The sequence below is a fragment of the Nocardioides marmoribigeumensis genome (assembly GCF_031458325.1).
GTDB lineage: Bacteria > Actinomycetota > Actinomycetes > Propionibacteriales > Nocardioidaceae > Marmoricola_A > Marmoricola_A marmoribigeumensis.
Window position 1 is genome coordinate 3,895,754 of sequence record NZ_JAVDYG010000001.1, and the last position, 26,507, is coordinate 3,922,260.

35 protein-coding genes and 2 tRNA genes are annotated in these 26,507 nt (G+C 72.8%); 26 read left to right on the top strand and 11 right to left on the bottom strand.

Translation table 11 applies throughout. The features are described from left to right. The first annotated feature begins 76 nt into the window (after positions 1-76). On the top strand, positions 77-652 hold the full coding sequence (locus J2S63_RS18505; protein WP_310305388.1) for a nicotinamidase: 576 nt from the start codon (positions 77-79) through the stop codon (positions 650-652). A 22-nt stretch (positions 653-674) separates the two neighbouring features. Here J2S63_RS18505 and J2S63_RS18510 read toward each other — a convergent pair whose 3' ends face one another. Continuing rightward, a complete protein-coding gene (locus J2S63_RS18510; protein WP_310305390.1) occupies positions 675-1,964 on the bottom strand; it encodes a nicotinate phosphoribosyltransferase in 1,290 nt (429 codons plus the stop codon). Between the two features lie 35 nt (positions 1,965-1,999). Here J2S63_RS18510 and clpS point away from each other — a divergent pair, with 35 nt between their 5' ends. The 5 genes from clpS (at position 2,000) to J2S63_RS18535 (ending at position 4,685) form a co-directional block, all read left to right on the top strand. Next, positions 2,000-2,296 carry an ATP-dependent Clp protease adapter ClpS gene (gene clpS, locus J2S63_RS18515; protein ID WP_310305393.1) on the top strand — a complete coding sequence of 99 codons (297 nt, stop codon included), beginning with the start codon at positions 2,000-2,002 and terminating at the stop codon, positions 2,294-2,296. Further along, entirely contained in the window at positions 2,289-2,900 is a 612-nt protein-coding gene (locus J2S63_RS18520; RefSeq protein ID WP_310305395.1) for a DUF2017 domain-containing protein, read from the top strand. Before clpS ends, J2S63_RS18520 begins: the two co-directional genes overlap by 8 nt. Positions 2,901-2,942: 42 nt before the next feature. Beyond that, positions 2,943-3,386, top strand: a complete 444-nt coding sequence (locus tag J2S63_RS18525) for a M67 family metallopeptidase (RefSeq protein ID WP_310305398.1) — start codon at positions 2,943-2,945, stop codon at positions 3,384-3,386. Between the two features lie 70 nt (positions 3,387-3,456). After that, positions 3,457-3,729, top strand: coding sequence for a MoaD/ThiS family protein (locus tag J2S63_RS18530; protein WP_310305401.1), 273 nt, complete (start codon positions 3,457-3,459; stop codon positions 3,727-3,729). Positions 3,730-3,737: 8 nt separating this feature from the next. Then, on the top strand, positions 3,738-4,685 hold the full coding sequence (locus J2S63_RS18535; RefSeq protein ID WP_310305405.1) for a PLP-dependent cysteine synthase family protein: 948 nt from the start codon (positions 3,738-3,740) through the stop codon (positions 4,683-4,685). Positions 4,686-4,710: 25 nt separating this feature from the next. On the opposite strand, the gene J2S63_RS18540 is transcribed toward J2S63_RS18535, so the two are convergent. Further along, positions 4,711-6,540 carry a S8 family serine peptidase gene (locus tag J2S63_RS18540; RefSeq protein WP_310305406.1) on the bottom strand — a complete coding sequence of 610 codons (1,830 nt, stop codon included), beginning with the start codon at positions 6,538-6,540 and terminating at the stop codon, positions 4,711-4,713. A 114-nt stretch (positions 6,541-6,654) separates the two neighbouring features. Between J2S63_RS18540 and J2S63_RS18545 the strand changes: the two genes are divergently transcribed. From J2S63_RS18545 to rdgB, 8 genes are all read left to right on the top strand, one after another. After that, entirely contained in the window at positions 6,655-7,314 is a 660-nt protein-coding gene (locus J2S63_RS18545; RefSeq protein ID WP_310305409.1) for a lysophospholipid acyltransferase family protein, read from the top strand. A 21-nt stretch (positions 7,315-7,335) separates the two neighbouring features. Further along, positions 7,336-8,169: a glutamate racemase gene (gene murI / locus J2S63_RS18550; protein ID WP_310305411.1), complete on the top strand. Its 834-nt coding sequence runs from the start codon at positions 7,336-7,338 to the stop codon at positions 8,167-8,169. After that, positions 8,166-8,927: an MBL fold metallo-hydrolase gene (locus J2S63_RS18555; RefSeq protein ID WP_310305414.1), complete on the top strand. Its 762-nt coding sequence runs from the start codon at positions 8,166-8,168 to the stop codon at positions 8,925-8,927. Before murI ends, J2S63_RS18555 begins: the two co-directional genes overlap by 4 nt. 66 nt (positions 8,928-8,993) lie before the next feature. After that, positions 8,994-10,112 carry a DUF3152 domain-containing protein gene (locus J2S63_RS18560; protein WP_310305416.1) on the top strand — a complete coding sequence of 373 codons (1,119 nt, stop codon included), beginning with the start codon at positions 8,994-8,996 and terminating at the stop codon, positions 10,110-10,112. A gap of 7 nt (positions 10,113-10,119) precedes the next feature. Continuing rightward, positions 10,120-11,022, top strand: coding sequence for an ABC transporter ATP-binding protein (locus tag J2S63_RS18565; protein WP_310305419.1), 903 nt, complete (start codon positions 10,120-10,122; stop codon positions 11,020-11,022). Next, positions 11,019-11,831: an ABC transporter permease gene (locus J2S63_RS18570; RefSeq protein WP_310305421.1), complete on the top strand. Its 813-nt coding sequence runs from the start codon at positions 11,019-11,021 to the stop codon at positions 11,829-11,831. Before J2S63_RS18565 ends, J2S63_RS18570 begins: the two co-directional genes overlap by 4 nt. Before the next feature lie 21 nt (positions 11,832-11,852). Further along, a complete protein-coding gene (gene rph / locus J2S63_RS18575; RefSeq protein WP_310305424.1) occupies positions 11,853-12,608 on the top strand; it encodes a ribonuclease PH in 756 nt (251 codons plus the stop codon). Continuing rightward, positions 12,601-13,251, top strand: a complete 651-nt coding sequence (gene rdgB, locus J2S63_RS18580) for an RdgB/HAM1 family non-canonical purine NTP pyrophosphatase (protein ID WP_310305427.1) — start codon at positions 12,601-12,603, stop codon at positions 13,249-13,251. Before rph ends, rdgB begins: the two co-directional genes overlap by 8 nt. A 66-nt stretch (positions 13,252-13,317) precedes the next feature. Here rdgB and J2S63_RS18585 read toward each other — a convergent pair. Both J2S63_RS18585 and bcp read right to left on the bottom strand, forming a co-directional pair. Then, positions 13,318-13,395, bottom strand: a tRNA-Leu gene (locus J2S63_RS18585). A gap of 24 nt (positions 13,396-13,419) precedes the next feature. Continuing rightward, positions 13,420-13,887: a thioredoxin-dependent thiol peroxidase gene (gene bcp / locus J2S63_RS18590; protein ID WP_310305429.1), complete on the bottom strand. Its 468-nt coding sequence runs from the start codon at positions 13,885-13,887 to the stop codon at positions 13,420-13,422. 86 nt (positions 13,888-13,973) lie between these two features. Between bcp and J2S63_RS18595 the strand changes: the two genes are divergently transcribed. Genes J2S63_RS18595 through J2S63_RS18620 form a run of 6 tightly spaced genes read left to right on the top strand, consistent with a single transcriptional unit; the run spans position 13,974 to position 17,018 of the window. Continuing rightward, on the top strand, positions 13,974-14,678 hold the full coding sequence (locus tag J2S63_RS18595; protein WP_310305431.1) for an energy-coupling factor ABC transporter permease: 705 nt from the start codon (positions 13,974-13,976) through the stop codon (positions 14,676-14,678). After that, positions 14,675-14,986 (top strand): PDGLE domain-containing protein, encoded by a 312-nt coding sequence (locus tag J2S63_RS18600; RefSeq protein ID WP_310305434.1) that lies wholly within the window; start codon positions 14,675-14,677, stop codon positions 14,984-14,986. Before J2S63_RS18595 ends, J2S63_RS18600 begins: the two co-directional genes overlap by 4 nt. Before the next feature lies 1 nt (position 14,987). Beyond that, positions 14,988-15,644: a cobalt ECF transporter T component CbiQ gene (cbiQ, locus tag J2S63_RS18605; protein WP_310305438.1), complete on the top strand. Its 657-nt coding sequence runs from the start codon at positions 14,988-14,990 to the stop codon at positions 15,642-15,644. Next, complete coding sequence (locus tag J2S63_RS18610) at positions 15,641-16,411, top strand: energy-coupling factor ABC transporter ATP-binding protein (RefSeq protein WP_310305440.1); 771 nt, start codon at positions 15,641-15,643, stop codon at positions 16,409-16,411. Before cbiQ ends, J2S63_RS18610 begins: the two co-directional genes overlap by 4 nt. A gap of 50 nt (positions 16,412-16,461) precedes the next feature. After that, positions 16,462-16,704: a DUF3618 domain-containing protein gene (locus J2S63_RS18615; RefSeq protein ID WP_310305443.1), complete on the top strand. Its 243-nt coding sequence runs from the start codon at positions 16,462-16,464 to the stop codon at positions 16,702-16,704. Between the two features lie 14 nt (positions 16,705-16,718). Continuing rightward, positions 16,719-17,018, top strand: a complete 300-nt coding sequence (locus tag J2S63_RS18620; protein WP_310305446.1) for a GroES family chaperonin — start codon at positions 16,719-16,721, stop codon at positions 17,016-17,018. A gap of 96 nt (positions 17,019-17,114) precedes the next feature. On the opposite strand, the gene J2S63_RS18625 is transcribed toward J2S63_RS18620, so the two are convergent. Then, positions 17,115-18,098 carry an aldo/keto reductase gene (locus J2S63_RS18625; RefSeq protein WP_310305449.1) on the bottom strand — a complete coding sequence of 328 codons (984 nt, stop codon included), beginning with the start codon at positions 18,096-18,098 and terminating at the stop codon, positions 17,115-17,117. A 2-nt stretch (positions 18,099-18,100) separates the two neighbouring features. After that, positions 18,101-18,529: a hypothetical protein gene (locus J2S63_RS18630; protein ID WP_310305452.1), complete on the bottom strand. Its 429-nt coding sequence runs from the start codon at positions 18,527-18,529 to the stop codon at positions 18,101-18,103. A 170-nt stretch (positions 18,530-18,699) separates the two neighbouring features. Here J2S63_RS18630 and J2S63_RS18635 point away from each other — a divergent pair, with 170 nt between their 5' ends. Beyond that, the gene (locus J2S63_RS18635; protein WP_310305455.1) at positions 18,700-18,840 is read left to right on the top strand and encodes a hypothetical protein; all 141 of its coding nucleotides are present in this window, start codon (positions 18,700-18,702) and stop codon (positions 18,838-18,840) included. Between the two features lie 16 nt (positions 18,841-18,856). Here J2S63_RS18635 and J2S63_RS18640 read toward each other — a convergent pair whose 3' ends face one another. After that, complete coding sequence (locus J2S63_RS18640) at positions 18,857-19,306, bottom strand: CBS domain-containing protein (protein ID WP_310305458.1); 450 nt, start codon at positions 19,304-19,306, stop codon at positions 18,857-18,859. Between the two features lie 57 nt (positions 19,307-19,363). On the opposite strand from J2S63_RS18640, the gene J2S63_RS18645 reads away from it, so the two are divergent. Both J2S63_RS18645 and J2S63_RS18650 read left to right on the top strand, forming a co-directional pair. After that, complete coding sequence (locus tag J2S63_RS18645; RefSeq protein ID WP_310305460.1) at positions 19,364-19,720, top strand: hypothetical protein; 357 nt, start codon at positions 19,364-19,366, stop codon at positions 19,718-19,720. Positions 19,721-19,752: 32 nt separating this feature from the next. After that, entirely contained in the window at positions 19,753-20,523 is a 771-nt protein-coding gene (locus J2S63_RS18650; RefSeq protein WP_310305463.1) for an SDR family oxidoreductase, read from the top strand. Here J2S63_RS18650 and J2S63_RS18655 read toward each other — a convergent pair. Together J2S63_RS18655 and J2S63_RS18660 are read right to left on the bottom strand one after the other, a co-directional pair. After that, on the bottom strand, positions 20,520-21,548 hold the full coding sequence (locus tag J2S63_RS18655) for a GNAT family N-acetyltransferase (protein ID WP_310305466.1): 1,029 nt from the start codon (positions 21,546-21,548) through the stop codon (positions 20,520-20,522). The genes J2S63_RS18650 and J2S63_RS18655 overlap by 4 nt on opposite strands. 76 nt (positions 21,549-21,624) lie before the next feature. Further along, positions 21,625-21,697 (bottom strand) — tRNA-Lys (locus J2S63_RS18660). Between the two features lie 126 nt (positions 21,698-21,823). Between J2S63_RS18660 and sigK the strand changes: the two genes are divergently transcribed. Together sigK and J2S63_RS18670 are read left to right on the top strand one after the other, a co-directional pair. Beyond that, positions 21,824-22,420 carry an ECF RNA polymerase sigma factor SigK gene (gene sigK, locus J2S63_RS18665; protein ID WP_310305470.1) on the top strand — a complete coding sequence of 199 codons (597 nt, stop codon included), beginning with the start codon at positions 21,824-21,826 and terminating at the stop codon, positions 22,418-22,420. Beyond that, entirely contained in the window at positions 22,417-23,151 is a 735-nt protein-coding gene (locus J2S63_RS18670) for an anti-sigma factor (protein ID WP_310305473.1), read from the top strand. The genes sigK and J2S63_RS18670 overlap by 4 nt, the downstream gene beginning before the upstream one ends. Positions 23,152-23,173: 22 nt before the next feature. Here J2S63_RS18670 and J2S63_RS18675 read toward each other — a convergent pair whose 3' ends face one another. Further along, positions 23,174-24,775: a phytoene desaturase family protein gene (locus J2S63_RS18675; protein ID WP_310305477.1), complete on the bottom strand. Its 1,602-nt coding sequence runs from the start codon at positions 24,773-24,775 to the stop codon at positions 23,174-23,176. Between the two features lie 68 nt (positions 24,776-24,843). Between J2S63_RS18675 and J2S63_RS18680 the strand changes: the two genes are divergently transcribed. Further along, positions 24,844-25,605, top strand: a complete 762-nt coding sequence (locus J2S63_RS18680) for a potassium channel family protein (RefSeq protein ID WP_310305479.1) — start codon at positions 24,844-24,846, stop codon at positions 25,603-25,605. Positions 25,606-25,781: 176 nt separating this feature from the next. Here J2S63_RS18680 and J2S63_RS18685 read toward each other — a convergent pair whose 3' ends face one another. Then, positions 25,782-26,318: a hypothetical protein gene (locus tag J2S63_RS18685; protein WP_310305482.1), complete on the bottom strand. Its 537-nt coding sequence runs from the start codon at positions 26,316-26,318 to the stop codon at positions 25,782-25,784. Between the last annotated feature and the right edge of the window lie 189 nt (positions 26,319-26,507).

Below are 26,507 nucleotides of genomic sequence, written 5' to 3' on the forward strand. Positions count from 1 at the left end.
TTCTGAGGGAGTGTGGTCCGGACCGCGACCACTGTCAAACGGTTGTTGGGGGGTCGTGGGTCGCTAGGCTCCCCGCATGAAGCGCGCGTTGATCGTCGTCGACGTCCAGAACGACTTCTGCGAGGGCGGGAGCCTGCCCGTGACGGGCGGCGCCGAGGTGGCGCACAAGATCTCCACGCTGCTGCACCACTGGACCAACCAGGACCCCAAGGCGCCCGACTACGCCGTCGCCGTGGCCACCCTGGACCACCACGTCGACCCCGGCGACCACTTCAGCGACGACCCCGACTTCGTGCACTCGTGGCCACGCCACTGCGTGGTCGGCACCGACGGCGTCGCCTTCCACCCCAACCTCGACCCGCAGCCCTTCGACGCGGTGTTCCGCAAGGGCGAGCACGCCGCGGCCTACTCCGGCTTCGAGGGCACGGCGCCGGACGGCACCGGTCTCGCGGACTGGCTGCGGTCCCACGAGGTCACCGACGTGGACGTGTGCGGCATCGCCACCGACTACTGCGTGCGTGCGACCGCGCTCGACGCGGTCGAGGCGGGCTTCGGCGTCCGCCTGCTCACCGCCCTGTGCGCCGGCGTCGCGCCGGCGACCTCGGAGTCCGCCCTGGCGGAGATGAGGAGCGCGGGCGCCGTCGTGCTGTGAGCCTCGTTCGGGGATCCGTCTGCTAGTCGTGGACGGTCGGGATGACCGGGTCGCCCTTGGTGAGGGAGCGCGCGAGCAGCGGCAGCTCCTCGCGCGCGCGCACGTGGCGCTCGCGCGCGAGGTCGAGCGACTCGCGGCCGGTGATGGTGCCCGCCCGCACGAGTGGCTGGAGCAGCTGACGGTCGTTGCGGTCGCCCGCGGTGGGGTGCCCGATCCCGATGACCTCGGCCTCGGCCACACCGCTGTCGTCGAGCCGCCGCAGGGCGAACTTGCGGCCACCGACCGAGACCTTGTCCTGGCTCTTCTTGGCGACGGAGACCAGCTCGCCGTCGTCGCCCTCGCGCGCGACCAGCTTGTAGACCAGGCTGCTGGTCGGGTGCCCGCTGCCGGTCACCAGCGAGGTGCCCACCCCGTAGCCGTCGACCGGTGCTGCGGCCAGGGCGGCGATGGCGTACTCGTCGAGGTCGCTGGTGACCACGATCCGGGTCTCCCGCGCGCCCAGCCGGTCGAGCTGGCGGCGTACCTCGTGCGCGAGCGTGCCGAGGTCGCCGGAGTCCAGGCGCACCGCGCCCAGCTGCCCGCCGGTGATCTCGACCCCCGCCGCGACCGCCTCGGCGATGTCGTAGGTGTCCACCAGCAGGGTCGTGTCGACGCCGAGGGACTCGACCTGGGCGGTGAACGCGTCGCGCTCGGTGTCGTGCAGCAGGGTGAACGAGTGGGCGCTGGTGCCCATCGTGGGCAGGCCGAAGCGACGGCCCGCCTCGAGGTTGGAGGTCGCCGAGAAGCCGCAGACGTACGCCGCCCGCGCGGCGGCGAGCGCCGCCTCCTCGTGCGTGCGCCGGGTGCCCATCTCCACGCAGGGCCGCCCGCCCGCGACCCAGGTCATGCGGGAGGCCGCCGAGGCGACCGCGCAGTCGTGGTTGAGCACCGACAGCAGGAGGGTCTCGAGCAGCACCGCCTCGGCGAAGGTCGACTCCACCACCACGAGCGGGGAGTAGGGGAAGTAGATCTCGCCCTCGGCGTAGCCCCAGATGTCGCCGCTGAAGCGGTAGCCGGACAGGTAGTCCAGCGTGGCGTCGTCGACCACGCCGCGCTCCTGGAGGAAGTCCAGGGTCGGCCCGTCGAAGACGAAGCGCTCGAGCAGGTCGAGGGCGCGACCGACGCCGGCGACCACGCCGTAGCGCCTGCCCTCCGGCAGCCGGCGGCCGAAGAGCTCGAAGACCGAGCGTCGCTGCGCGGTCCCGGAGTGCAGGGCCGCCCGGAGCATCGTGAGCTCGTAGTGGTCGGTCATCAGTGCGGTGGAGTCGGGCACGCGCTCAGACTAAGCAGGGGCCTAGGGTGGGAGCCGTGTCGACCCCTGCACCGATCGAGATCGAGGAGCCGGATGTCGAGGAGCTGACGGCGATCGACCGGCCCTGGCAGACCGTGGTCTGGAACGACCCGGTCAACCTGATGTCCTACGTCACCTTCGTGTTCCAGCAGTACTTCGGCTTCACGCGCAAGAAGGCGGAGAAGAAGATGCTCGAGGTGCACCGCGACGGCCGATCGGTGGTCTCGACCGGGGGCCGGGAGGAGATGGAGCGCGACGTGCGAGCGATGCACGAGTACGGCCTGTGGGCCACGATGGAGCGCACGGATGGGTGACCGGCTGCACCGCGGCTTCGGTCGTCTGCGGGGAGGTGGCGCGATGGCCACCTTCACCGTCTTCGAGGCCGACCTGCTGCGCAGCCTCGCCGGGCAGGTGGTCGAGCTGCTGCGCAACGAGCGCGCGGTCGTCGACAAGGAGGCCGACCCGCTCGAGGCGATGCTCAACTTCACCGGCCCGGTCGACCCGCCCGACGACCCCGTCCTCGCCCGGCTCCTGCCCACCGCCTACCGCGACGACGACGACGCGGCCGCGGAGTTCCGCCGCTACACCGAGGGCGACCTGCGCGACGGCAAGGCCGCGACCGCCGGGACCATGATCGACACCCTCGAGGAGGCCGGTCTCGGGGACGACGTCGGCGGCGACGGGGCCGACCCCGGCTCGGTCGTGGACCTCGAGCTGGACGCCGCGCAGGCGCTGGCCTGGCTCAAGGGGCTCACCGACCTGCGGCTCGCGCTCGCCGTGAGGCTGGGGATCGAGGAGGACGAGCAGGCCCACCGGCTGGTGGAGGACCTCCCGCAGGACGACCCGCGCGCCCACCTCGTGGCGATCTACGAGTGGCTGGGTTTCCTCCAGGAGACCCTCGTCCACGCGGTCTCCTAGGGCTCGCTGGGCCCGTCTCCGGCCGCCCACTAGCCTGGAGAGGTGCTGCGGATCGACCAGGCGACGTACGACGCGATCGTCGCCCACGCCAAGCGAGACCACCCCGACGAGGCCTGCGGGATCGTGGCCGGGCCCGAGGGCTCGGACCGTCCGGAGCGGTTCGTGGAGATGGTCAACGCGGCAGGCTCGCCGACGTTCTACGAGTTCGACTCCACCGAGCTGCTCGCGCTCTACAAGCAGATGTGGGCAGCCGACGAGGAACCGGTGGTGATCTACCACTCCCACACCGCCACCGAGGCCTACCCCAGCCGCACCGACATCGGCTTGGCCAACGAGCCCGGAGCCCACTACGTGCTCGTCTCCACACGCGAGCACGGGAATAGCGACGGACCGGTGGAGTTCAGGTCCTACAGGATCGTCGACGGCGAGGTCTTCGAGGAGGAGGTCGAGGTCGTCGACCGTCTCCCCGAGACGGCGACCCCCTGACGCCGCCGCCCGGGCACACTGGAAGCCCGCACGTCCCCGCCACCCCATCAGCACCGAGGAGAGCACCGTCATGGCCATCGAGGTCCGAGTCCCGACCATCCTGCGCACCTACACCGACGGCGAGAAGTCGGTCACCGCGCAGGGCGACACCCTGGGTGCGGTGATCGACGACCTGGAGGCCAACCACGCCGGCATCAAGGAGCGCCTGGTCGACAACGGTGAGCTGCGCCGCTTCGTCAACGTCTACGTCAACGACGAGGACGTCCGCTTCACCGGCAGCCTCGGGACCACGCTGAGCGACGGCGACCAGGTCGTCATCCTCCCTGCGGTCGCCGGCGGCTGACCCTCCCCATGCGGTTCGACAACCTGCTCGACTCGGTCGGCGGCACGCCCCTCGTGGGCCTGCCGCGGCTCTCGCCGTCCCCCGACGTGCGCATCTGGGCCAAGCTGGAGGACCGCAACCCCACCGGCTCCATCAAGGACCGGGCCGCCCTCAAGATGGTGGAGGCGGCCGAGAAGGAGGGCCTGCTGAGGCCCGGCTGCACGATCCTGGAGCCGACCAGCGGCAACACCGGCATCTCCCTGGCGATGGCCGCGCGGCTCAAGGGCTACCGCATCGTCTGCGTGATGCCGGAGAACACCTCGATCGAGCGCAGGCAGCTGCTCGGCATGTGGGGCGCCGAGATCGTCTCCTCGCCGGCCGCGGGCGGGTCCAACGAGGCCGTGCGCGTGGCCAAGCGGCTCGCCGAGGAGCACCCCGACTGGGTGATGCTCTACCAGTACGGCAACCCCGCCAACGCCCTCGCCCACCAGGAGGGCACCGGCCCGGAGATCCTCGCCGACCTCCCGTCGATCACCCACTTCGTCGCCGGGCTCGGCACCACCGGCACGCTCATGGGGGTCAGCAGGTTCTTCCGCGAGGCCAAGCCCGAGGTGCGCATCGTGGCGGCCGAGCCGCGCTACGGCGAGCTGGTCTACGGCCTGCGCAACCTCGACGAGGGCTTCGTGCCCGAGCTCTACGACGCCTCGCTGATCGACTCGCGGTTCAGCGTCGGCCCGCGCGACGCCGTACGCCGGGTGCGTGAGCTGCTCGAGTCCGAGGGCATCTTCGCCGGCATCTCCACCGGCGCGATCCTGCACGCCGCCCTCGGCCAGGCCGCCAAGGCGGTCAAGGCGGGGGAGCGCGCCGACATCGTCTTCATCGTGTGCGACGGCGGCTGGAAGTACCTCTCCACCGGCGCCTACGAGGGCACCATCGACCAGGCCGAGGACCGGCTCGAGGGCCAGCTCTGGGCCTGAGCCGGCGCAGTCGGTTCCCAGGGGATCAGCCCCGGACCAGCTGGGCGACCTGGAGGAAGACCACCCGGCCGTTGACCGAGTCGGAGTCGATCGTGTCGGGGTCGGAGACGGCGTAGTCGCCGCTCACGTCGACGCGATAGGTCCCGGCCGTGGCGGCGGGCACCGTGAGGGTCGCGGTGCCGTGCGACATCGTCATGCTCGTCGTGGTCGTCCCGAGCTTCCTGCCCGAGGGGCTGGTGACGGTGGCGGAGTACTGCGCGAGGTTGGCCGCCGTGCCCGGGGTCGGGTAGACCAGGACGAGGTGGAGCTTGTCCACCGCGTCGGTGACCTTGACCTTGTAGGTCGCGGTGTCCGAGCCGCCGAGCGTGACCGGCGGGGCGTCGTACTGCCAGGAGTCGCTGCGCGGCACGCGCCACCCGTCGGCGGTGCGCACGCGGCTGTCCGCCCTCCTGGAGGCGGCTGCGAGCCGGTCGCGCCACCCGTCGCCACGGACCAGGGCGACGGCCTTGTCGAGGTTGACGTGGCCGTAGCCGACCTGCCAGAACGGCAGCGCGTGGCCCGTGGCGTCGCGCACCGGCGAGGCGGTCGCCTGCAGCGCCAGACGCACCTGCGTCGGGGAGAGGCGCGGCTGCGCCTGGAGGAGTACGGCGGCCGCGCCGGCGACGTGCGGGGAGGCCATCGAGGTGCCCGAGGCGGTGGCGTTCTCACCGGGCGGGCAGGGGCCGATCACGGTGCCGGTGCTGTCGCAGGTGGAGGAGATGTCGACGCCGGGGGCACTCACGTCGGGGTGGACGAGCCCGATCCGGTCGCCGGTGGCGACGGTGTGGCCGCCGGCGCCGATCGCCTGGGCGAAGGAGTTGTCGAAGCGCATCCCGTTGGAGGAGAAGTCCCCACGCCGACGCCGCAGGTCGGAGGCGGCAACGGAGATCACCCACGGGGCCTGGTTGAACGGGCTGACGCTCGCCTCGGCGTTCTCCGCACCGGAGTTGCCGGCGGCGAAGACGACCGTGATGCCCTTGCGCGTCAGGGCCCTGGTGGCGACGTTGACCGGGTCCTTGGGGTCGTACTGCCGGAAGGAGTTGCCCCACGAGTTGTTGATCACGTCGATGCCGAAGTGGTGCTTGTCGGAGAGGATCCGATCGAAGGCGGTGACCACGGCGGTCGTGGTGATGACCGCGCCGATCGCGAAGCAGGCGAGCTCGGCGTCCGGCGCGACGCCCAGACGGCTGCCGTCCGGGACCGAGGAGGAGTCCGCGGCGATGATGCCGGCGACGTGGGTGCCGTGCCCGGAGCCGAGGTCGGTGTTGGACGCCGGCGACCGGTCGACCGGGACGACGAGGGTGTTGTCCTTGGTCGGGGTCTGGTTGGCGTACTCCGGGCTGAGCAGGACCTCGTTCTTGACCACGTGGTCGGCCAGGTCGGGGTGGGTCGCGTCGCAGCCGGAGTCGACGACGCCGACGGTGACGCCCTTGCCGGTGAAGCCCTTGGCGCGGAGCGCGCGGGCGGCCGTGGTCGAGGACGACATCACGTTGCTCGACGCGGTGTCGAGGTAGTCCAGCCGGTCGTCGGGATAGACGGCCTGTGCGATGCCGGACGCCTTCGCGACCGCTCCGGCCGGGCCGGCGACCAGGACCATCGGGAGGGTCCGCAGCGGTTGGACGGTGAGGCCGAGCGCCCGGAGCCCGTCGACCTGGTCCGCGGTGGGCGAGGTCGTGAAGGTCGCGATGCCACGCACGGGTGGGGCGGCCGGCAGCCCGGCGGCATCCGCGCGCGGTGTCGACAGGGTGCCGGGGGCGGCCAGGGCCAGGGCGCAGGCGGCCGCGGTGACGGCGCCGAGCAGGGCAGGTCGAGACATGGTGGGTCCCTTCGAGGTGAGCACGTGTCAGGTCCAACGGCCGCCCGCGTGAGGGGTTACGCGCGGGTCACTTCCCGACACGGACCCGCAACACCGACGCCGTAGCCTGCAGTCGTGCTCTACCGGATCCTCCACACCGTCCTGCCGCCGGCGCTGCGGGCGATCTGGCGTCCCACGATCGAGGGCGTCGACCACGTGCCGCTCACCGGTGGGGTGCTCCTGGCCAGCAACCACCTCTCCTTCGCCGACAGCGTGGTGATCCCCTCGGTCGCCCCGCGCGACGTGGTGTTCCTGGCCAAGTCGGACTACTTCACCGGCACCGGCGTCCGCGGCGCGCTGCAGCGCGCGTGGTTCGAGGGGCTCGGCATGATCCCGGTCGACCGCGACGACAGCCGCGCGGCGATCGAGTCGCTCGGCACGGCCCTGGAGGTGCTGCGCGCGGGCAAGGCGTTCGGCGTCTACCCCGAGGGCACCCGCTCGCGTGACGGCCGGCTCTACCGCGGGCGCACCGGGGTCGCCCAGCTCGCCCTGCAGTCGGGGGCGCCGATCGTGCCCGTCGGCCTGGTCGGCACCGAGAAGCTGCAGCCGGTGGGCTCCAACCGGCCGCGCCTGGCCAAGGTGACGGTGCGCTTCGGCGAGCCGCTCGAGGTCGCCGGGAGGTACGACGGCGTGGCCCCCGGCAGGGCGCGGCGCGAGATCACCGACGAGGTGATGCGCCGCATCGCCGGACTCACCGGCCAGGAAGTCGTCCCCTCCTACAACCCGCGGAGCTGATCGGGCACTAACCTGCCCGACATGGCGGACGCTCCGATCGGGATCTTCGACTCCGGCTTCGGTGGACTCACCGTGGCCCGGGCCGTGATCGACCAGCTGCCGCACGAGTCGACGCTCTACCTGGGTGACACCGCCCGGCAGCCCTACGGGCCCAAGCCGATCGGCGAGGTCCGCGAGTACGCCCTGGAGTGCCTCGACCACCTCGTCGACCAGGGCGTCAAGCTGCTGGTCATCGCCTGCAACTCCGCCTCGGCCGCGGTGCTGCGCGACGCCCGGGAGCGTTACGAGGTGCCGGTCGTCGAGGTGATCTACCCCGCGACCCGGCGGGCGGTCGCGGCGAGCCGCACCGGCCGCATCGGCGTCATCTGCACCCGCGCGACCGCCGAGTCGATGGCCTACGACGACGCGTTCGCCGCGGCGCCCCACGTCACCCTCCACACGCAGGCGTGCCCGCGGTTCGTGGAGTTCGTGGAGTCGGGGGTGACCAGCGGGCCGGAGCTGATGGGGGTGGCCCACGACTACCTCGACCCGCTGACCTCGCAGGGCATCGACACCCTGATCCTCGGCTGCACGCACTACCCGCTGCTGACCGGCCCGATCTCCTACGTGATGGGGGACCAGGTCACGCTGGTCTCCTCGGCCGAGGAGACCGCCAAGGACGTCTACCGCCAGCTGGTCCGCCGCGGCATCGAGCGTGACCCGTCCCTCGGTCCGGCCACGCACCGCTTCCTCACCACGGGCGACCCGGAGGAGTTCTGGCGCATCGGACGCCGGTTCCTGGGCCCGGAGATGGAGTCGGCGCAGCAGTTCGCGTGGGTGGGCACGGTGGGCTCTCTCGGTTCGGTGGGTGCATGAAGCTCACCGTGATCGGCTGCAGCGGGTCCTACGCCGGTCCGGAGTCCTCGGCCTCGTCCTACCTCGTCGAGGCGCCCGACGGCGAGGGCGGCACGTTCCGCCTGCTGGTGGACCTCGGGTCGGGCGCGCTGGGGGCGCTGCACCGTCACGTGGACCCATTGCTGATCGACGCGGTCCTGGTCAGCCACCTGCACGCCGACCACTTCTTCGACATCAGCGGCTACTACGTGATGCGCAAGTACCACCCGACGGGGCCGGCTCCCCGCATCCCGGTCTGGGGCCCGCGCGGCATGAGGTCGCGCGTGGCCCGGGCCTACGGCCTGCCGCTCGACCCCGGGATGAACGACGAGTTCGCCTTCAAGCGGCTGCGCAAGGGCAGCTTCGAGATCGGCCCCTTCCAGGTCACCGCACGGCGGGTGCTGCACCCGATCGAGGCCTTCGCGTTCCGGATCGAGCACGAGGGCAAGGTCCTGGTCTACAGCGGTGACACGGCCCTGTGCGACGCGCTGGTCGAGCTCGCCGAGGGCGCTGACGTGCTGCTCGCCGAGGCGGCCTTCCGCGACGACGAGGACAACCCGCCTGGGATCCACATGACGGGCTCCGAGGCCGCGTCGGTGGCCCGCGACGCCCACTGCCGCACGCTGGTGCTCACGCACGTGCCTCCGTGGCACGACAAGCGCGACGCCCTGCGCGAGGCCGAGGGGGTCTTCCTCGGGCCGATCTCGCTGGCCGCCGAGGGCTCGTCCTACTCGATCTGAACGCCGCTGCGCCCCTGCACCACGGCGGCCGTCGCCGCGCCATGGGGCGTCCCATAGGGTCACCCCATGAGGGGTGGACGCATCGTCGCGCTGCTCGCGCTGACCTGCGCGGGCCTCGTCCTCCCGGCCGGTGCCGGCTGGGCGCGGACGGGGGAGGTGACCAGCACCTCGCCGCCGGCGGTGCTCGGCACACCACGCTTCGACTCGCCGGCCACCGCCGACCCCGGCTCGTGGTCGCCGGAGCCCGAGTCGACGACCTACCAGTGGCTCGTGGACGGTGAGCCCGTCGCGGGCGCGACGGGGCCGTCGTACACCCCACGGCTGGGGGACATCGGCCACGGCCTCAGCGTGACCGTCACCGCCTCGACGACGGGCTTCTCCCCGGGCACGCGGACCTCGGAGGCGAGGACCGTCCGGCGCGGGCTCTTCCGCGACGCGACCGTCCGGCTCCAGGGGACCCCGCGGTTCGGCCACGCGCTCGCCCTCGACTCGTTCACCGCGACCCCGACGCCCGACTCGCGCAGCCTCACGTGGGTGCGCGACCGTCGCGCGATCGCCGGGCAGACCGAACGCCGGCACCGCATCGCCGTGGCCGACGTGGGGCACCGCGTCGGTCTGCGGGTGACCGCACGCCGCACCGGCTACGCCCCGCTGGTGGTGACCTCCGCGACGCCACGCGTCGGCCATCGCACGCCCGTGCGGCACTCGGTGACCTACCACGTCGAGACCCGCGGCCGGATCAGCGCCGACGTCGCGGCGTTCAAGCGGCTCGCGCAGGCGACGTACGACGACCCGCGCGGCTGGCGCGGCGGGGGAGTGGCGTTCCGCAGGGTGGCCCGTGGCGGCGACCTGACGCTCGTGCTGGCCGAGGCGAGCTGGCTGCCGCGGTTCTCCTCCCAGTGCAGCGCGCAGTGGTCGTGCCGGGTGGGGCGGTTCGTGGTGATCAACCAGACCCGGTGGCAGCACGCCTCGCAGATGTGGCACCGCACCGGTGGCTCGCTGCGCGCCTACCGCCACATGGTCGTGGACCACGAGACCGGCCACTGGCTCGGTCACCACCACGCCACCTGCCCCGCGCGGGGGGCGCTCGCGCCCGTCATGCAGACGCAGTCCAAGGGGCTGGACGGCTGCCGGCCCAACCCGTTCCCGGTCGCCGCCGAGTGGCGCTCGGCGTGGAGGAGATGAGACGACCGTGATCACCATCGACCACGTCACCAAGAGGTACGGCGGGTTCACGGCCGTCGACGACGTCTCGTTCGTCGCGCAGCCCGGCCGGGTCACCGGCTTCCTCGGCCCCAACGGCGCCGGCAAGTCGACGACCCTGCGCGTCCTGACCGGCCTGACGCCCGCCGACGGCGGCACCACGAGCATCGGGGGGCGGCGCTACTCCGACTTCCCCAACCCGGGGCGCCACGTCGGGGTCCTGCTCGACGCCTCCGCCCAGCACGGTGGCCGCACCGGTCGCGAGGTGCTCGCGGTCGGGGCCGCCACGATGGGACTCCCGTCCGGCCGGGTGGAGGAGATGCTGGCCCTGGTCGGGCTGTCCGACCAGGAGGCCAAGCGCCGGGTGAAGAACTACTCCCTCGGCATGCGGCAGCGCCTCGGCATCGCCCACGCGCTCCTGGGCGACCCCTCCGTGCTGGTGCTCGACGAGCCGGCCAACGGCCTCGACCCGGCCGGCATCCACTGGATGCGGCAGATGCTGCAGTACTTCGCCTCCCGCGGCGGCACGGTCCTGCTCTCCTCCCACCTGCTCCACGAGGTCGAGCAGGTCGCCGACGACCTGGTGATGATCGGGCGCGGCCGGGTGGTGGCGCAGGGGAGCACGCGCGACCTGCTCACCACCCAGGGCGCCTACGCCGCCGCCGCCGACTCCGAGGGGCAGACCGCGCTGGCCGACGCGCTGGCTCGCGCCGGCCACGACGTACGCCCGCACGGCAGCGGGCTGACCACCGACGCCGACCCCGCCGACGTGGGTCGCCTGGCGCTGCAGTCGCAGGTCGCGCTGATGGAGCTGCGCGGGGCCGACGGCGCCGGGCTCGAGGAGCTGTTCCTGCAGCTGACCGCCGACACCGCGAGGGAGGACGTGCTGTGACGAGCACGAGCACGACCGGGTCGACGGTGAGCCTGCCGGAGGACCGCGACGCCCACGTCCCGCTCGCGCGACTGGTCAAGGTCGAGATGCGCAAGATGCTCGACACCAGAGCCGGCTTCTGGCTGCTCGTGGTGATCGCGCTGCTGACGGTCGCCGCGATCGGTCTGTTCGCGGTCTTCGCCCCCGACCAGGACCGCACCTTCGACAGCTTCCTCGGGGGTGCGGCGACGCCGCAGGGCTTCCTGCTCCCGGTGCTCGGCGTCCTGCTGGTCACCAGCGAGTGGGGCCAGCGGGCGGCGCTCGCCACGTTCACGCTGGTCCCCGTGCGGGCCCGTGTCGTGGCCGCCAAGGTGCTCGCCGCGCTCGTGATCGGCACCGCCGCCGTGCTCGTCGCGGTCGTCGTGGCCGCTCTGGTGACCGCGGTCCGCGGCGGCAGCAACGCGTGGGACGCCGCCGGCACCTCGGTGCTCGACGCGACCTGGATGTTCGCCCTCCTGCAGGCGCTCGGCATCCTCCAGGGGCTGGCCTTCGGCATGCTCTTCCTCAACAGCGCCGCGGCGATCGTGGTCTTCTTCGTGGTCCCGATCGTGAGCAGCGTGGTGTTCAACCTCGTCCCCGCGCTGCAGGACGTCGCGCCGTGGGTCGACCTCGGCTCCGCGCAGGCCGAGTGGGGCGGCGGGGGACCGGTCGGCAACCAGGGGCCGCCGACGGCCGAGGCGTGGGCGCAGCTCGGCACCGCCGGCCTGATCTGGATCGTGCTCCCGCTGGTGCTCGGAGGGCTGCGCATCCTGCGCAGCGAGGTGAAGTAGCCGGTCGTTAGGGTCGGGCCCATGGCCCACACCCCCTCTGCGCCCCCGTCCGAGCCACAGCCTCGTGTCGACGGCCGCGCCGACGACGAGCTCCGCCCGATCACCCTGACCCGCGGCTGGCTCGACCACGCCGCCGGCTCGGTCCTGGTCGAGTTCGGCCGCACCCGCGTGCTGTGCGCGGCCTCGGCCTCCGAGGGCGTGCCGCGCTGGCGCAAGGGCTCGGGCCTCGGCTGGGTCACCGCGGAGTACGCCATGCTCCCGTCCTCGACCCACACCCGCTCCGACCGGGAGTCGGTCAAGGGCCGCATCGGCGGCCGCACCCACGAGATCTCCCGGCTGATCGGCCGCTCGCTGCGCGCGGTCATCGACTACAAGGCCCTGGGCGAGAACACGATCACCCTCGACTGCGACGTGCTGCAGGCTGACGGCGGCACGCGCACCGCCGCGATCACCGGGGCGTACGTCGCCCTGGCCGACGCCTGCGGCTGGCTCGGGTCCCGCGGGGCGCTGAAGGGCACCCCCCTGACCGGGTCGGTCGCCGCGGTCTCGGTCGGGATCATCGACGGCGTGCCGCGGCTCGACCTGCCCTACGAGGAGGACGTGCGCGCCGAGACCGACATGAACATCGTGATGACCGGCGACGGCCGCTTCGTCGAGGTGCAGGGCACTGCCGAGGCCGACCCGTTCGACCGCGCGATGCTCGACTCGCTGCTCGACCTCGGGGCCAAGGGGTGCGCCGACCTCACCGTCATCCAGCGCGAGGCGCTCGGTGGCTGACTCACCTCGCGTGTTCCTCGCCACCCGCAACACCGGCAAGCTCGCCGAGATGCAGCGCATCCTGAGCCGTCACGTGCCCGGGGTGGAGGTGCTCGGCCTCGACGACGTGCCGCCGTACGACGAGCCGGCGGAGACCGAGCCGACCTTCGAGGGCAACGCCCGGATCAAGGCGCTGGCCGGTCTCGCCGCCACCGGGCTGCCGTCGCTGGCCGACGACAGCGGGCTCGCCGTCGACGCGCTCAACGGCATGCCGGGCGTGCTGTCGGCCCGGTGGGCCGGGGTGTCCGGCGAACGGGTGGAGAAGGACCGGGCCAACAACGACCTGCTGCTCTCCCAGCTGGCCGACGTGCCCGACGAGCGGCGTGGTGCGGCGTTCCACTGCTGCGTGGTGCTCGCGGTGCCCTCCGCGTCGGGCGAGCCGGCCGTGCACGCGGTCGACGGGGTCATGCGGGGCCGGGTGATCCGGTCGCTGCGCGGCACCGGGGGCTTCGGCTACGACGTGCTGTTCTGCGCCGACGGCCACGACGTGACGACCGCCGAGCTCCCGCCCGAGGAGAAGGACGCGATCTCCCACCGCGGCAAGGCCCTGCGCGAGATCGCCCCGGTGGTCGCCGCGGTGCTGTCCTCGGGGCCGGACGCCTGAGCCTCTACCCTCGAGCGGGGCTCCTGGCCGCGCGCTCGGCGGGCGGCGCCCGGCCGTCGTACGCCGTGGTGCGCCCGGCGAGACTCGAACTCGCACTGCACAGGACCTAAACCTGTTGCCTCCTGCCAATTGGGCTACGGGCGCGCGGTGCCGAGTTTGTCACGGGCCTCACTCCAGGCCGAGGTCCCGCTTGAGCTTGGCGACGTGGCCGGTCGCCTTGACGTTGTACTGCGCCACCTCGATGTCGCCGTCCTCGCCGACGACGAAGGTCGAGCGGATCACGCCCTGGACGGTCTTGCCGTACATCTGCTTCTCGCCGAACGCGCCCCACGCGGTGAGGACCTCCTTGGAGGGGTCGGAGAGCAGGGTGATCGTGAGGCCGTCCTTCTCGCGGAACTTCGCGAGCTTCTCGGGCTTGTCGGGGGAGATGCCGAGCACCGTGTAGCCCTTGCCCTGCAGCGAGTCGAGCGAGTCGGAGAAGTCGCAGGCCTGCTTGGTGCAGCCCGGAGTCATCGCGGCGGGGTAGAAGTAGACGATCACCTTCTGCCCGCGCAGGCCGGAGAGGGTGACCTCCTCGCCGGCGTCGTTCGTGAGGGTGAAGTCGGGGGCCGGGGTGCCGGGCTCGAGGCGGCTCATCGGTGCTCTCCTGCGAGGGTCTGCTTGTTGCGAACGATGTGCAACAAGGTAGGTTCGGGGTCGACGCCAACCTAACGGAGGCCCGCATGCACGTCCCCGACGGATTTCTCGACGCCCCGACCTCGGTGGCGACCGCAGGAGTCGCCGTCGTCGGTGTGGGGCTGGCCCTCCGGGGCGCCCGCCGCGAGCTCGACGAGCTCACCACGCCTCTGGCCGGGCTGGTCGCGAGCTTCGTCTTCGCCGCCCAGATGCTCAACTTCCCGGTCGGCGCGGGCACGAGCGGCCACCTCCTCGGCGGAGCGCTCGCGGCCGCGCTCGTGGGCCCGTGGACCGGCGTGCTCTGCCTGTCCACGGTGTTGCTCGTCCAGGCGTTCCTCTTCGCCGACGGCGGCATCACCGCGCTCGGCACCAACATCACGCTCATGGGCCTGGTCGGTGTCGGTGTCGGCTGGCTCGTCCTCCGCGGCCTGCAGACCGTCCTGCCCAGGCGCACCTCCCTGGTCGCACCGCTCAGCGCCGTCGCCGCGTTCGTCTCCGTGCCGGTCGCGGCGCTCGCGTTCGTGGGCCTGTACGCCGTCGGCGGCGCCGCCCCGGTGCCCCTCGACACCCTCACGACGGCCATGCTCGGCTGGCACGTGCTCATCGGGCTGGGCGAGGCGGCGATCACCGGGCTGGTCGTCGGCAGCGTCGTCGCGGTCCGTCCCGACCTGGTCTACGCCGCCCGCCCGACCCTGGCCGCCCGCGAGCTCGAGGTGCGTCCCGGGCTGGCCCGTGCGAGCGAGGTCGGATGAGGCACCTCCCGCTGCGCGTCCTGGCCGGTCTCGCGCTCGTCGTCGTGCTGCTGCTGGGCGGGGTGGTCAGCTACTACGCCTCCTCCTCCCCCGACGGGCTGGGCCGCGTCGCCCAGGACCACGGCATCACCAGGGCCGAGAAGGACCACGTCGCCGAGGACTCCCCGCTGGCCGGCTACACGGTGCGCGGCGTCGGCGACGACCGGCTCTCCCGAGGCGTCGCCGGCGTGGTCGGGGTCGGTGTGGTGCTCCTGCTCGGCACCGGCCTGACCCGCGTCGTACGCCGGCGCGCGGACGCGCGGTCCTGAGGTGGGCGCCGGACACGGCCACCGGGTGCACTTCCACGGGCACTCCCCGCTGCACCGCGCTCGACCCGAGCGCAAGGTGCTCGCCGTCGTCCTCGGCATGCTCCTGGTGGTCGCGACGCCCCACGGCTGGTGGCCGGCGTTCGCGCTCTACGCGGCCCTCCTCCTGGGCCTGGTCGCCCTGTCGCGGGTGCCCGTCGGCTACCTCGCGCCCCGGCTCCTCGTCGAGCTGCCGTTCCTCGTCTTCGCGCTCGTGCTGCCGTTCGTCGCGACGGGGGAGCGCGTCGAGGTGCTCGGCCTCGACGTGAGCCGCCCCGGTCTCGTGGCCGCGGGCACCCTGGTGGTCAAGGGCACCCTCGGCGTGCTCGCCGCGTTGCTGCTCGCGGCGACCACCGAGCCGCGCGACATCCTGCGGGGCCTCGAGCGCCTGCGCGTCCCGGCGCCGATCGTGCAGATCATGTCGTTCATGGTCCGCTACCTCGACGTGGTCACCTCCGACATGGCACGGATGCGCATCGCGTTGCAGGCAAGGGGCTTCGAGGCCCGCAACCCGCGCCACTGGCCGGTGCTCGCGCGGTCGGCGGGGGCGCTGTTCATCCGCTCCTACGAGCGCGGCGAACGCGTCCACCTCGCGATGCTCTCGAGGGGGCACAGGCCGTGACCCAGCCCGTCCTCGACGTCCGCGGACTCGCGCACGCCTACCCCGACGGCCACCAGGCGCTGTTCGGCGTCGACCTCCACGTCCACCGCGGCGAGCGCGTCGCACTGCTCGGCCCCAACGGCGCCGGCAAGACCACGCTCGTGCTGCACCTCAACGGCATCCTGACCGCAGGCGCCGGCAGCGTCGCCGTGTCGGGGCTCCCGGTCACCCGGTCCAACCTCGCCGAGGTGCGCCGACGGGTCGGCATCGTCTTCCAGGACCCCGACGACCAGCTGTTCATGCCGACCGTCCGCGACGACGTCGAGTTCGGGCCCCGCAACCTCGGCCTGCGCGGGGCCGAGCTCGACGAGGCCGTCGATCGGGCGCTCGGGCTCGTCGGGATGCAGGAGTACGCCGACCGCCCGCCCCACCACCTCTCCTTCGGCCAGCGTCGCCGCGTCGCGGTGGCGACCGTCCTGGCGATGGAGCCCGAGATCCTCGTGCTCGACGAGCCCAGCTCCAACCTCGACCCGGCCTCGCGCCGCGAGCTGGCCGACATCCTGCGCTCGCTGGACGTCACCGTCCTCATGGTCACCCACGACCTGCCCTACGCCCTCGAGCTGTGCCCGCGCTCGGTGATCCTCTCCGGAGGGGTCGTCGTGGCCGACGGCCCGACGCCCGACCTGCTCGGTGACGCCGAGCTGATGGCCTCCCACCGGCTGGAGCTCCCGTTCGGGTTCGACCCCCGCCATGTGGGTCCCCCCGGGGCCTCTCGTGCCGCGCGGTAGCCTCTGACCGTCGTACGCCCCCGCCGGCCACCGCCGCTAGGAGACCCACAGTGAGCCAGCCCGACCGCATCGAGCAGGACATGGAGGAGACGCGGGCCCGGCTCGCGGCGACGATCGACCAGCTGGTCGACCGGACCAACCCCAAGAACGTCGTCAAGCGCGAGGTCAACGCGGTCAAGCGCACCTTCGTCGACGAGCAGGGCAACCCGCGCACCGAGAACATCCTCAAGGTCGTCGGCGGCGTCGCCGGCTTCGTCGTCGTGCTGGTCGTGATCCGGAAGGTCACCCACTGAAGACGCCGATCCGGATGCTGCACGACCGGGTCCTGGTCCAGCTGGACAACGAGGCCGGGGAGCGTCGCTCGTCCGGTGGCATCGTCATCCCGGCCACGGCGGCGGTCGGCAACCGGCGCCTGGCGTGGGCACGCGTCGTCGCGGTCGGTCCGCACGCCCGGGCCGTCGAGGTCGGCGACCGGGTGCTGTTCGACCCCGACGAGAAGGCCGAGGTCGACGTCAGCGGCGAGGGCTACATCCTCATGCGCGAGCGCGACGTCCACGCGGTCGCCGCGACCCGGGTCGACGACAGCGAGACCGGGCTCTACCTCTGAGTCAGTTTCACTAGGTACCTAGTGAAACTGATACTTCCCGAGCGAAGTTTCGCTCGGGAGGCGACAACGTCACTAGGTACCTAGTGAAACCGCAGCTCACCCCCGCCGGGCGTAGGTGCGGTGCGACATCCCCGGCAGCGGGTCACGGTTGAGGCCGGCGAGCTCTTCGAGGTCGCTGCGGGCGGGCCGCCAGGACGCGGCGCCGACGTTGCGGGCGACCTGGTCGGGCCGGGAGACCCCGGCGATGACGCTGCCGACGCCCGCCTGGGCGAGCAGGCCGCTGACGGCCAGGGTGAGCAGGTCGATCGCGCGGGAGTCGGCGAAGGCCTGGAGCGCGTCGATCCGGTCGAAGTCGGCGTTCTGGAGGCGGCGCCGCTGTCCCTCGGCCGAGAGCCGGCTGCCGGTGGGGGCGTCCTCGCCACGCTCGTACTTGCCGGTGAGCAGACCGTAGGCGAGCGGGAAGTAGGGCAGCACGCTGAGGCCCAGGGCCCGGCACGCGGGGAGCAGCTCGTCCTCGGCGACGCGGTTGTAGAGGGAGTACTCGTTCTGCGCGCTGATGTAGCCGGGCACCCCGAGCTGTCGCGCCACGTGGTGGGCGTCGGCGACCTCCCAGGCCGCGAAGTTCGAGCAGCCGATGTAGCGCACCTTGCCCTCGACCACGAGCTCGCCGAGCGCGCTCAGGGTCTCCTCCATCGGCGTGACCAGGTCGGGCTGGTGCAGCTGGTAGAGGTCGATGTGATCGGTCTGCAGCCGGCGCAGGGATGCCTCCACTGCACGTCGGACGTAGCGGCGGGAGGCGCGCGCCCCGTGGTCGGGGCCGTTGGCGCCATCCATGTCCATGCCGAACTTCGTCGCGACGACGACGTCCTGCCGGCGGCCCTGCAACGCGCGTCCCAGCATCTCCTCGCTGAGCCCGCGGCCGTAGGTGTCGGCGGTGTCGAAGAAGTTGACCCCCGCGTCGAGGGCGGCGTCGACGATGTCGTCGACGGTGTCCTGGTCGATGCGGGTGCCGAAGGCGTTGCACCCGATCCCGACCATCGACACGACGAGGCCGGAGTCGCCGAGGGGCTGGTAGTCCACCATCACTTCACCAGGACGCGAGCCACGAGCGTGTCGGACTCGTGCTCCTCGATGTCGACCTGACCCGGCTGCTTGAGCTCGATCTCCAGGCGCGTGTTGCCGGGCTTGAACTCGAGCTGCTGCTCGGGGGAGGAGTGCACGTGCAGCTCGCCGGCGCGGTCGGAGGTGATCTCGACGACCAGGGTGTCGCCCGCCTTGGCGTCGATCTGCTGGTTGGCCGGGTCGATCGTGTCGCCGCTGACGGTGAGCTCGAGCGTGGGGCCCGCCGGCGCCTCGGAGGACGGGGGCGGAGCGGTCGAGCTCGCGCCGCCGGCGGTGCTCGCGGCCGGCGCGGGGGTCGCGGCGGGCTCGTCGTCGCCGCAGGCGGTGAGCGACAGCGCCAGACCGAGGGAGGCGATAACCAACAGGGTGCGCGGGTGGCGGAGGGTCATGCCGCCCATCTTGGCGGACGGGCGGGGGCGGAACACAGCGGGTCGCGGTCTAGACCGGAGCGTCGGCGGAAGATTGAGTGAATGTCCGGCCGGGGACCTTTGGCCCAAGACCTGACCCCTCCAGGTCCTCCGCCCGTCCCCACCGGGTGCGCAGGAAAGGTTGTCGTCCCATGCTCTCTGCCGCGATCCAGCACAAGCAGCTCACCGCCGTCTCCCGGCCCGTCGTCCCGGCCCAGCGCAAGAGCGACGCCTTCACGGCGTACGCCGCGGTGCACGAGCTCGGCCGCTCGATCCACCAGCCGGCCAAGTAGCGCGCCCGACCGGGCCTCATCCGGCGGGCGGGCGGTCGGCCCGCTTGCTCCGGATGCCCTCGTCGCTGCAGTAGCCCTCGCCCGAACGCTTGCGGCACACCAGCCCGACGAGCAGCCCGGCTTCGTCGACGACGGCGAGGCGACGCGCGCCCACGGCGAGCATGCGGTCCGGCAGGAGGTCGACCGGCAGCTCGGCCGGCACGGTGCGCCCCTGGAGGGTGCCGGCGTGGACCGCCGCCTCGGCGTCGTCGCGGCCCTCGAGGTCCGCGCGGACCAGCGTCGAGAGCAGCAGCCCGTCGCCGTCGACGACCAGCGCCAGGTGGACGTGCCCGCCCGCCAGGAACCGGCGTACGTCGCCCACGGTCGCCCCCGGCGGGTGCACCGTGGGGTGGTGCACCGCGACGTCGGCCGCGGTGGCGGGTGACGGCGAGCCCGTCGAGGCGGGCAGCGAGGTGGGCAAGGTCACCCACCCACCGTGCCACAGGGCGGTCGGAGGCCTGACGGGTGAGGCGACAATGGAGGGGTGGACCGACCCGCAGCACCCCCGCGCCGACGGGGACTCCTCGACCCCGACGACCTGCGCGGGAGCCACCTGCGCTCCCAGGGCACGCAGGCCGACCTCGACCGCGTCCGCCGCTGGGTCCTCTCGGTGCTGCTGGTCTCGACGATCCTCCACCTCGCGGCCGGCACCGCCGCGCTCGCGGCCTTCAGGGACGACCTGTCCGGTCTCGGCCAGGTCGTGCTGCTCGGCCTCTCGGCCTGCGTCGGGGTCATCGCCGTGGTCGCCGGGCGCCTGATCCACGAGCGCCGGCCGCTGAGCACCTGGCTGGTCCTCGGGCTGGTCCCGGCCCTCGTGGGCACCTGGCTCACCCTGTCGTGAGGGTCGAGGTCGCCTGCGGCACCATGGACCGCATGCCGAACCCGACCTCCCGCACCGCCGTCGTCACCGGCGCCAGCAGCGGCATCGGTGCCGCCACCGCGCGTCATCTCGCTGCCGAGGGCTTCCACGTCGTCTGCGCGGCGCGCCGGGCCGACCGGGTCGAGGCCCTCGCCCGCGAGATCGGCGGCACCTCCGTGACCTGCGACGTCACCGACGCCGACCAGGTGGCCGCGCTGGCCACGGCGGTCGGCCCCCGGGTCGACGTGCTGGTCAACAACGCCGGTGGTGCGTTCGGCGCCGCGCCGGTGGCCGAGGCCGACGTCGACCAGTGGCGGGCGATGTACGAGGTCAACGTGATCGGCCTAATCCAGGTCACCCGCGCGCTGCTCCCGGCCCTGGTCGCCAGCGGGGCCGGGGTGATCCTCAACGTGGGCTCGACCGCCGGACGCATCGCCTACGAGAACGGCGGCGGCTACACCGCCGCCAAGCACGGCACCCAGGTGGTGACCGAGACGCTGCGCCTCGAGCTGTGGGACCAGCCGGTGCGCGTGTGCGAGGTCGCGCCCGGCATGGTGAGGACCGAGGAGTTCGCCCTGGTGCGCTTCGACGGCGACCAGGACAAGGCCGACGCGGTGTACGCCGGCGTGGCGGAGCCGCTGACCGCCGACGACGTGGCCGACGCGATCACCTGGATGGTGACCCGGCCCCCGCACGTCAACGTTGACGAGCTGGTGATCCGTCCTCGCGCCCAGGCCGCGCAGCACAAGGTGCACCGGGTCCTGGACGGTCGGGGCGGGAGCTAGACAGTGACCTCGCCGTGCCACGACTCGGTGACGTGGTCCAGGGTCCAGCCCATCGAGGTGTAGAGGCCGTCGGCGCCGGTGGGGGAGTCGGCGTCGACCTCGAGGTCCACCCGGTTGCGGCCCCGCTCGTGGGCGTCCTTGATCACGGTGTGGAGCAGCGCCTTGGCGACCCCGCGGCCGCGGGCGCGACGGTGGACCCCGATGTACTCGACGTAGCTGCCGTGGTGGCCGGAGGCGTCCTCGCCCAGGACCGAGGCGACCAGCGCGCCGCCGGGCACCAGCTGGCCCTCGACCTCGACCTCGGCGACCCACCAGTGGTCCCAGCGGTGACCGGGGTCCTCGCGCAGCCGCTGGACGAACTCGGGGAAGCTCTCGCGATAGCTGTTGAAGTGATCGGCGAACGACTCCTCGAGCATCAGGTGCACCACCTGGATGTCGGCTGCGACCGGCTGGCCGTCGTCGTGCTTGGCCACCCGGCGTACGACGACGCCCTCGCGCGGTCCGGGCAGGCCGTCGGCGTCGTCGACAGGGCGCGTGAGGTGCAGCCACGTGCGCTTCTTGGCGTAGCCCGCGCCGGTGAGCCAGCGCTTGAGCCGCTCGTCGGCGGCGTAGGGGCTCGCGTCGAGCTGGGTCGACCCCAGCTGGCGCAGCACGGCCACGGCCCGGGCCACGTCGGCCATCCAGGCGAGCAGGGCCGCGGCGACCCGGTCGCCCTCGGGCAGGTCGGGGCGCACGGTGAGGTCGACCATCGTGCGGCCGGCTGCGCGGTCGTGCACCGACGCCCAGGCCTGGGCCCGGTCGTCGGCATCGAGGACGACGAGCTGGCGCCGGGTCCACGACCCGCTGCCCACGACCAGCGCCGCGACCGTCTCCTGCTCGACCCTGCCCTCGCCGCGGAAGGCGTGGAGGACCGAGGTCGCCAGCTCGGCGAGGGCCGGCACGTCGTCGGCGCCGGGGGGCCGGGCGCTCCAACCGGGCGGGAGGTCCAGCTCGGGGACGGCGTGCAGCGGGTCGACGTCGTTCACCCGTCCGAGTCTGTCAGCACCACGACCCGGGGAAAGCAACAGGCCAGGACCGCGAAGGTCCTGGCCTGTCTGGTAGTACGCCACGTAGGACTTGAACCTACAACCCGCTGATTAAGAGTCAGCTGCTCTGCCAATTGAGCTAGTGGCGCGTGAAGCGGGTCAAAGATTACCAGCGGGCCAGGGTGAGGTGAAATCGGGGGCGGGCCCACCCATCCGAGGCGAGGATGGGGGCGAACAACGGGCGAGAGGTGCGAGGGCACCTCCGAGGAGGCGGCATGAGCGACAGCGCGCGCAACGAGCGCACCGACCTGCGGGTCGTGCGCACCGGCGCCGGCGACGACGTGTCCGAGCTGCTCGGACGGGTCGCCCGCGGCGACTCCGAGGCGTTCGCCGGGCTGTACGACGCGCTGAACGGCTCGGTCTACGGGCTCGCCCGCCGAGTGGTCCGTGACCCGGAGCGGGCCGAGGACGTCGCGCAGGAGGTGTTCCTCGAGGTGTGGCGCAAGGCCCCGACCTACGAGTCCTCCAAGGGCACCGCCAAGACGTGGATCCTCACGATCGCCCACCGCCGCGCGGTCGACGCCGTACGCCGCAACGAGGCGTCGCGGAAGTACGAGGCCCGGACGGTGGTCGACGACGTGCAGCACGACGCCCCCGGTGACGAGCTGATCGGCCGCGAGGAGCAGAAGCAGGTGCGCGACTGCCTGCAGACCCTCACCGACCTGCAGCTCGAGTCGGTCCAGCTGGCCTACTACCAGGGCTACACCTACAGCGAGGTCGCCACGCTGCTCGACAAGCCCCTCCCCACGATCAAGACCCGGATGCGTGACGGACTGATCCGCCTCCGGGACTGCATGGAGGTGTCGGCATGAGCATCGACGTCCACACGCTGTCCGGCGCCTATGCGCTCGACGCGCTGACCACCGAGGAGGCCGAGGAGTTCGAGGCTCACCTCCAGGGCTGCGGGGCCTGCCGCACCGAGGTCGCCGAGTTCCGCGAGGTGGTGGCCGCCATGGGCGCCCAGTCGTGGGCGGCGAGCCCGCGCCACCTGCGCGCCGAGGTGCTCGGCGCCGCCGAGCGCGCCGCGCAGGAGCGTCCGCCGGCCCGCGTCGAGGGGACCCCGGTGGTCGACCTCGCCACCCGTCGCCGCCGCTCGCCCGCGCTGATGCTGGCCGTCGCGGTCGCCGTGGTCGCCGCCGCCGTCGGTGGCTTCATCGGGGTCCGCACCCTGGGGGCGCAGGACGCGCAGACGGTGCCGCTGGCAGCGCCGGCGCAGGTGGTCTTCAACGCCTCGGATGCCAGCCAGCTGGCGGTCAAGACCTCCAACGGCGGCACGCTGCACGTGGCGATCTCCCAGGCCCGCAAGGAGATGGCCGTCGACGCCCGGGACCTGCCGCGCCTCGACCGGCAGCACGTCTACCAGCTCTGGGCGGTGCACAACGGCATCACGACCAGCGCCGCGGTGCTCGGCGCCGACACCACCGGTGCGGCCATGGGCCTGCCGGGGGAGGACACCCAGATCGCGGTGACGGTCGAGCCCGGCACGGGGTCCAAGCAGCCGACCAGCCAGCCGATCGCCACGGTCGACCCCTCGTCGATCTGAGCACGACCGGACGCACCCGGGGCTACTCGTCCCGGGTGCGGTCCTTCTTGCCGAGGATCTCCAGGAGCGCCATGGCCGCGTTGTGACCGGCGACGCCGCTGACCCCGCCGCCGCGGGCCGCGCCCGACCCGGCCATCAGCACGTTGTCGACGTGGGTGGCGACGCCCCAGGCGTGGGCGGGGGTGTCGGGTGCGGCGCGGTTGGTCGACCACGGCCAGCTCAGGTCGCCGTGCCAGATGTGCCCGCCGGGCATGGCCAGCGCCGCCTCGACGTCCTGGGGGGCCATCGCCTCCAGGCAGGGGTTGCCGTTCTCGTCGAGGGAGATCAGGTTCTCGATCGGCTCCTCGAGGTAGACGTTGATCGCGTCGAGGATGCGCAGCACCGTCTCGTCGCGCTGCGCCTCGACGTGCCCGGAGTAGAGCCGCGCCGGCGCGTGCAGCCCGAAGAACGTGAACGCGTGCATGCCCTCCATCGCCAGGGTGCCCATCACCGAGGGGTCGGTCAGCGAGTGGCAGTAGAGCTCGCCCGGCGGGAACTCCGGGATGTCGCCCTCCTGCGCCTCGACGTAGGCTTGCTGCAGCTGGTCGTAGCTCTCACCGACGTGGAAGGTGCCGTTGAACGCCAGCGGCGGCGAGACGCCGGACCGCAGCCGGGGGAGGCGGTCGAGCAGCATGTTGACCTTGATCTGCGAGCCCTCGGGCCGCGGGCCGGGGTTCTCGCCGAGCAGCAGGTGCATCACCCAGGGCGCGACGTTGCCGAGCACCCAGTCGCACTCCACGACGTGGGACTCGCCGCCGTGCTGGAACTGCACCTGGGCGTGCCTGCCGTCGCTGCGGACCCGCTGCGCGAAGGCCCGGGTGAGCACCTCGGCCCCGCGCTTCCACGCCGCCCGCTCGATCGAGGAGGAGAGGGCGCCCATGCCTCCGATCGGCACGCGCCAGTCCCCCGTGCCGTTGCCGACGTGGTGGTAGAGGAAGGTGCGGTTCTGCCGCAGGTCGGGGTCGTGCAGGTCGGCGAAGGTGCCGATCACGCCGTCGGTCGCGACGGTGCCGCGGACCAGGTCGTCGGCGAACACCTCCTCGACGGTCGCGCCGAGCGGCTGCTCGACGACCCAGCGCCACACGTCCTCGCCGAGGCGTTGGCGCATCTTGTTCCTGGCGACCATCGGCTCGAGCATGGAGGGGGCGAGCACCTGTGCCATCTCGGCGAGCCGGCCGTGGAAGGACTGCCACCGCTCGTACTCCCGGCTCGACCCCGTCAGCGCCTGGAACGAGTCGGCCGTCTGCTGGCCCGGGTTGCTCTCGATGAGCAGCCCGGTGTGCTGACCGCGCCGGATGGTCGGGGTGTACGACGCGGTGCGCCGCGTGCGGAACTGCGCGTCGAGGCCCAGGTCCTTGCTGATCTGGTCGGGGAACAGGCTGACCAGGTAGGAGAACCGCGACAGCTTGGCGGGCCGACCGGGGAACAGCTCCTGGGACACCGCCGCGCCCCCGGTGGTGCCGAGCCGCTCCAGCACGAGGACCGAGAGTCCGGCCTCGGCGAGGTAGGCCGCTGAGACGAGGCCGTTGTGGCCGGCTCCGACCACGACGACGTCGTACCGGGGGAGCTTGTGAGGAGCGGACATCGCGCACAACGTACCGGAGGAGGTCACCGCAGCGATTGAAGGCGGCGACGTCGGGCATCCTCGTCCCCGTGGCCGGGACCGACGCGACGACGCTCCCCTCCGACCGCGAGGCGAGGCGCCACCGGTGGGAGGACCTCACCACCTGGCCCCTCATGCTCGCCGCGCTGGTCTTCCTCGTGGCCTACGCCTGGCCGATCCTCGACCCGACGCTGCCGACGGCGGTGGACCGCCTCGCCGCGGTCGTGATGCGCGGCACGTGGCTGGTGTTCCTGACCGACTACGTGGTCCGCCTCCGCCTGGCCCACGACCGACCGGCGTTCGTGCGTCACCACCCGCTCGACCTGCTCAGCGTGGCGGTCCCGGTCCTGCGGCCGCTGCAGCTGCTGCGGGTCGTCACCGTGCTGGACCGGGCGATCGGGCGCCGGCTCGGCAGCCGCGTCGCGATGTACGCCGTGGCGGTCACGACCGCTGCCGTGGGTCTCGGCGCGCTCGCCATCCTCGACGCCGAGCGGGACGCCCCCGGGGCGACCATCACCTCCTTCGGCGACGCGCTGTGGTGGGCGTGGGCGACGGTGACGACGGTCGGGTACGGCGACCGCTACCCCGTCACGACCGCCGGGCGAGGCGTTGCTGCAGTCCTCATGCTCTGCGGCATCGCGCTGCTCGGCCTGGTCACCGCGTCACTCGCCTCGTTCCTCGTCGACCGCTACCAGGACGAGGACGAGGAGGAGGACCAGGCGCGCGACGACGCGCGCTTCGCCGCGCTGCACGACGAGCTGCGCGAGCTGCGGGCCGAGATCCGCGCGCTGCGCCGGCCCGAGTCGCTCTGAGGTCCCTGCGGCACGCGACACCCCACCGGTCGGCCCTGGTGCCAGGACCGAACGGTGGGGTGGCGACCCAGTTGCGTCCGTCCCCCTCGACGGACGTCGTGCCGGGTGGCGTCCCCCACGAACGCGGTGCACCCGGGGCCCGGGCGACTGGTGGCTCCCGGACCTGCGGTCGACGGTCAACGTGGGCGACCGCGCGACCGCGCTCGGGGACCCTTCCCAGACGTGGCTGCGGTGCGGGGTCCAGGGCCCCCCGAGGGTCGCCGGTCGCGTGCGTCGAAGACGGCCCACAGGCCGTCGACGCGTCCGGGCCGGGTGGTGACCCCCCCGTCCATCGAGAGGAGCCCGAGGATGCCCTGACCAGGGGGGCGGTCGACCAGGGTGGCGTGATCCACCTCGGCGACCGGAGCGCCCTCGCCGCTGTCGCCGCTGTCGGTGCTGTCGGTGCCGGCCGGGGTCTCGTCGATGGTCAGCCGCACGACGGAGTCGGCACGCGAGAGGGTCAGCAGCAGGCCGGAGCGCCCGCGCTGCAGGACGTCCCGTGCCAGGACGGCGGCGACCAGGCCGGCGGGGGAGACGAGGTGGAAGATCCCGTGGCGCGTGAGCTGCCCCGACACGAACGACCGCGTCTCGTGGCCGGACGAGCCACCGTCGACCTGCAGTCGGTGGGTCCAGTGCTCGGCGGAACCGTCGATCGGCTCGACTGGGCGCGTCATGGCGGTCCTCGGGAAGGGGGCAGGGCGAGGCTCGCGAACGCAGGGTCCGGGCAGACGAGGGCCGTCCGGTCACACTACCTGCCGGACGGCGGATCCAGGTCGATCCACGCGGCTCCAACAGGTGGTCCAGACCGGGTCAGGGGTAGGGTGGGCACGCGCGCGTCCGTCGACACGCCGGGCTCTGCGAGG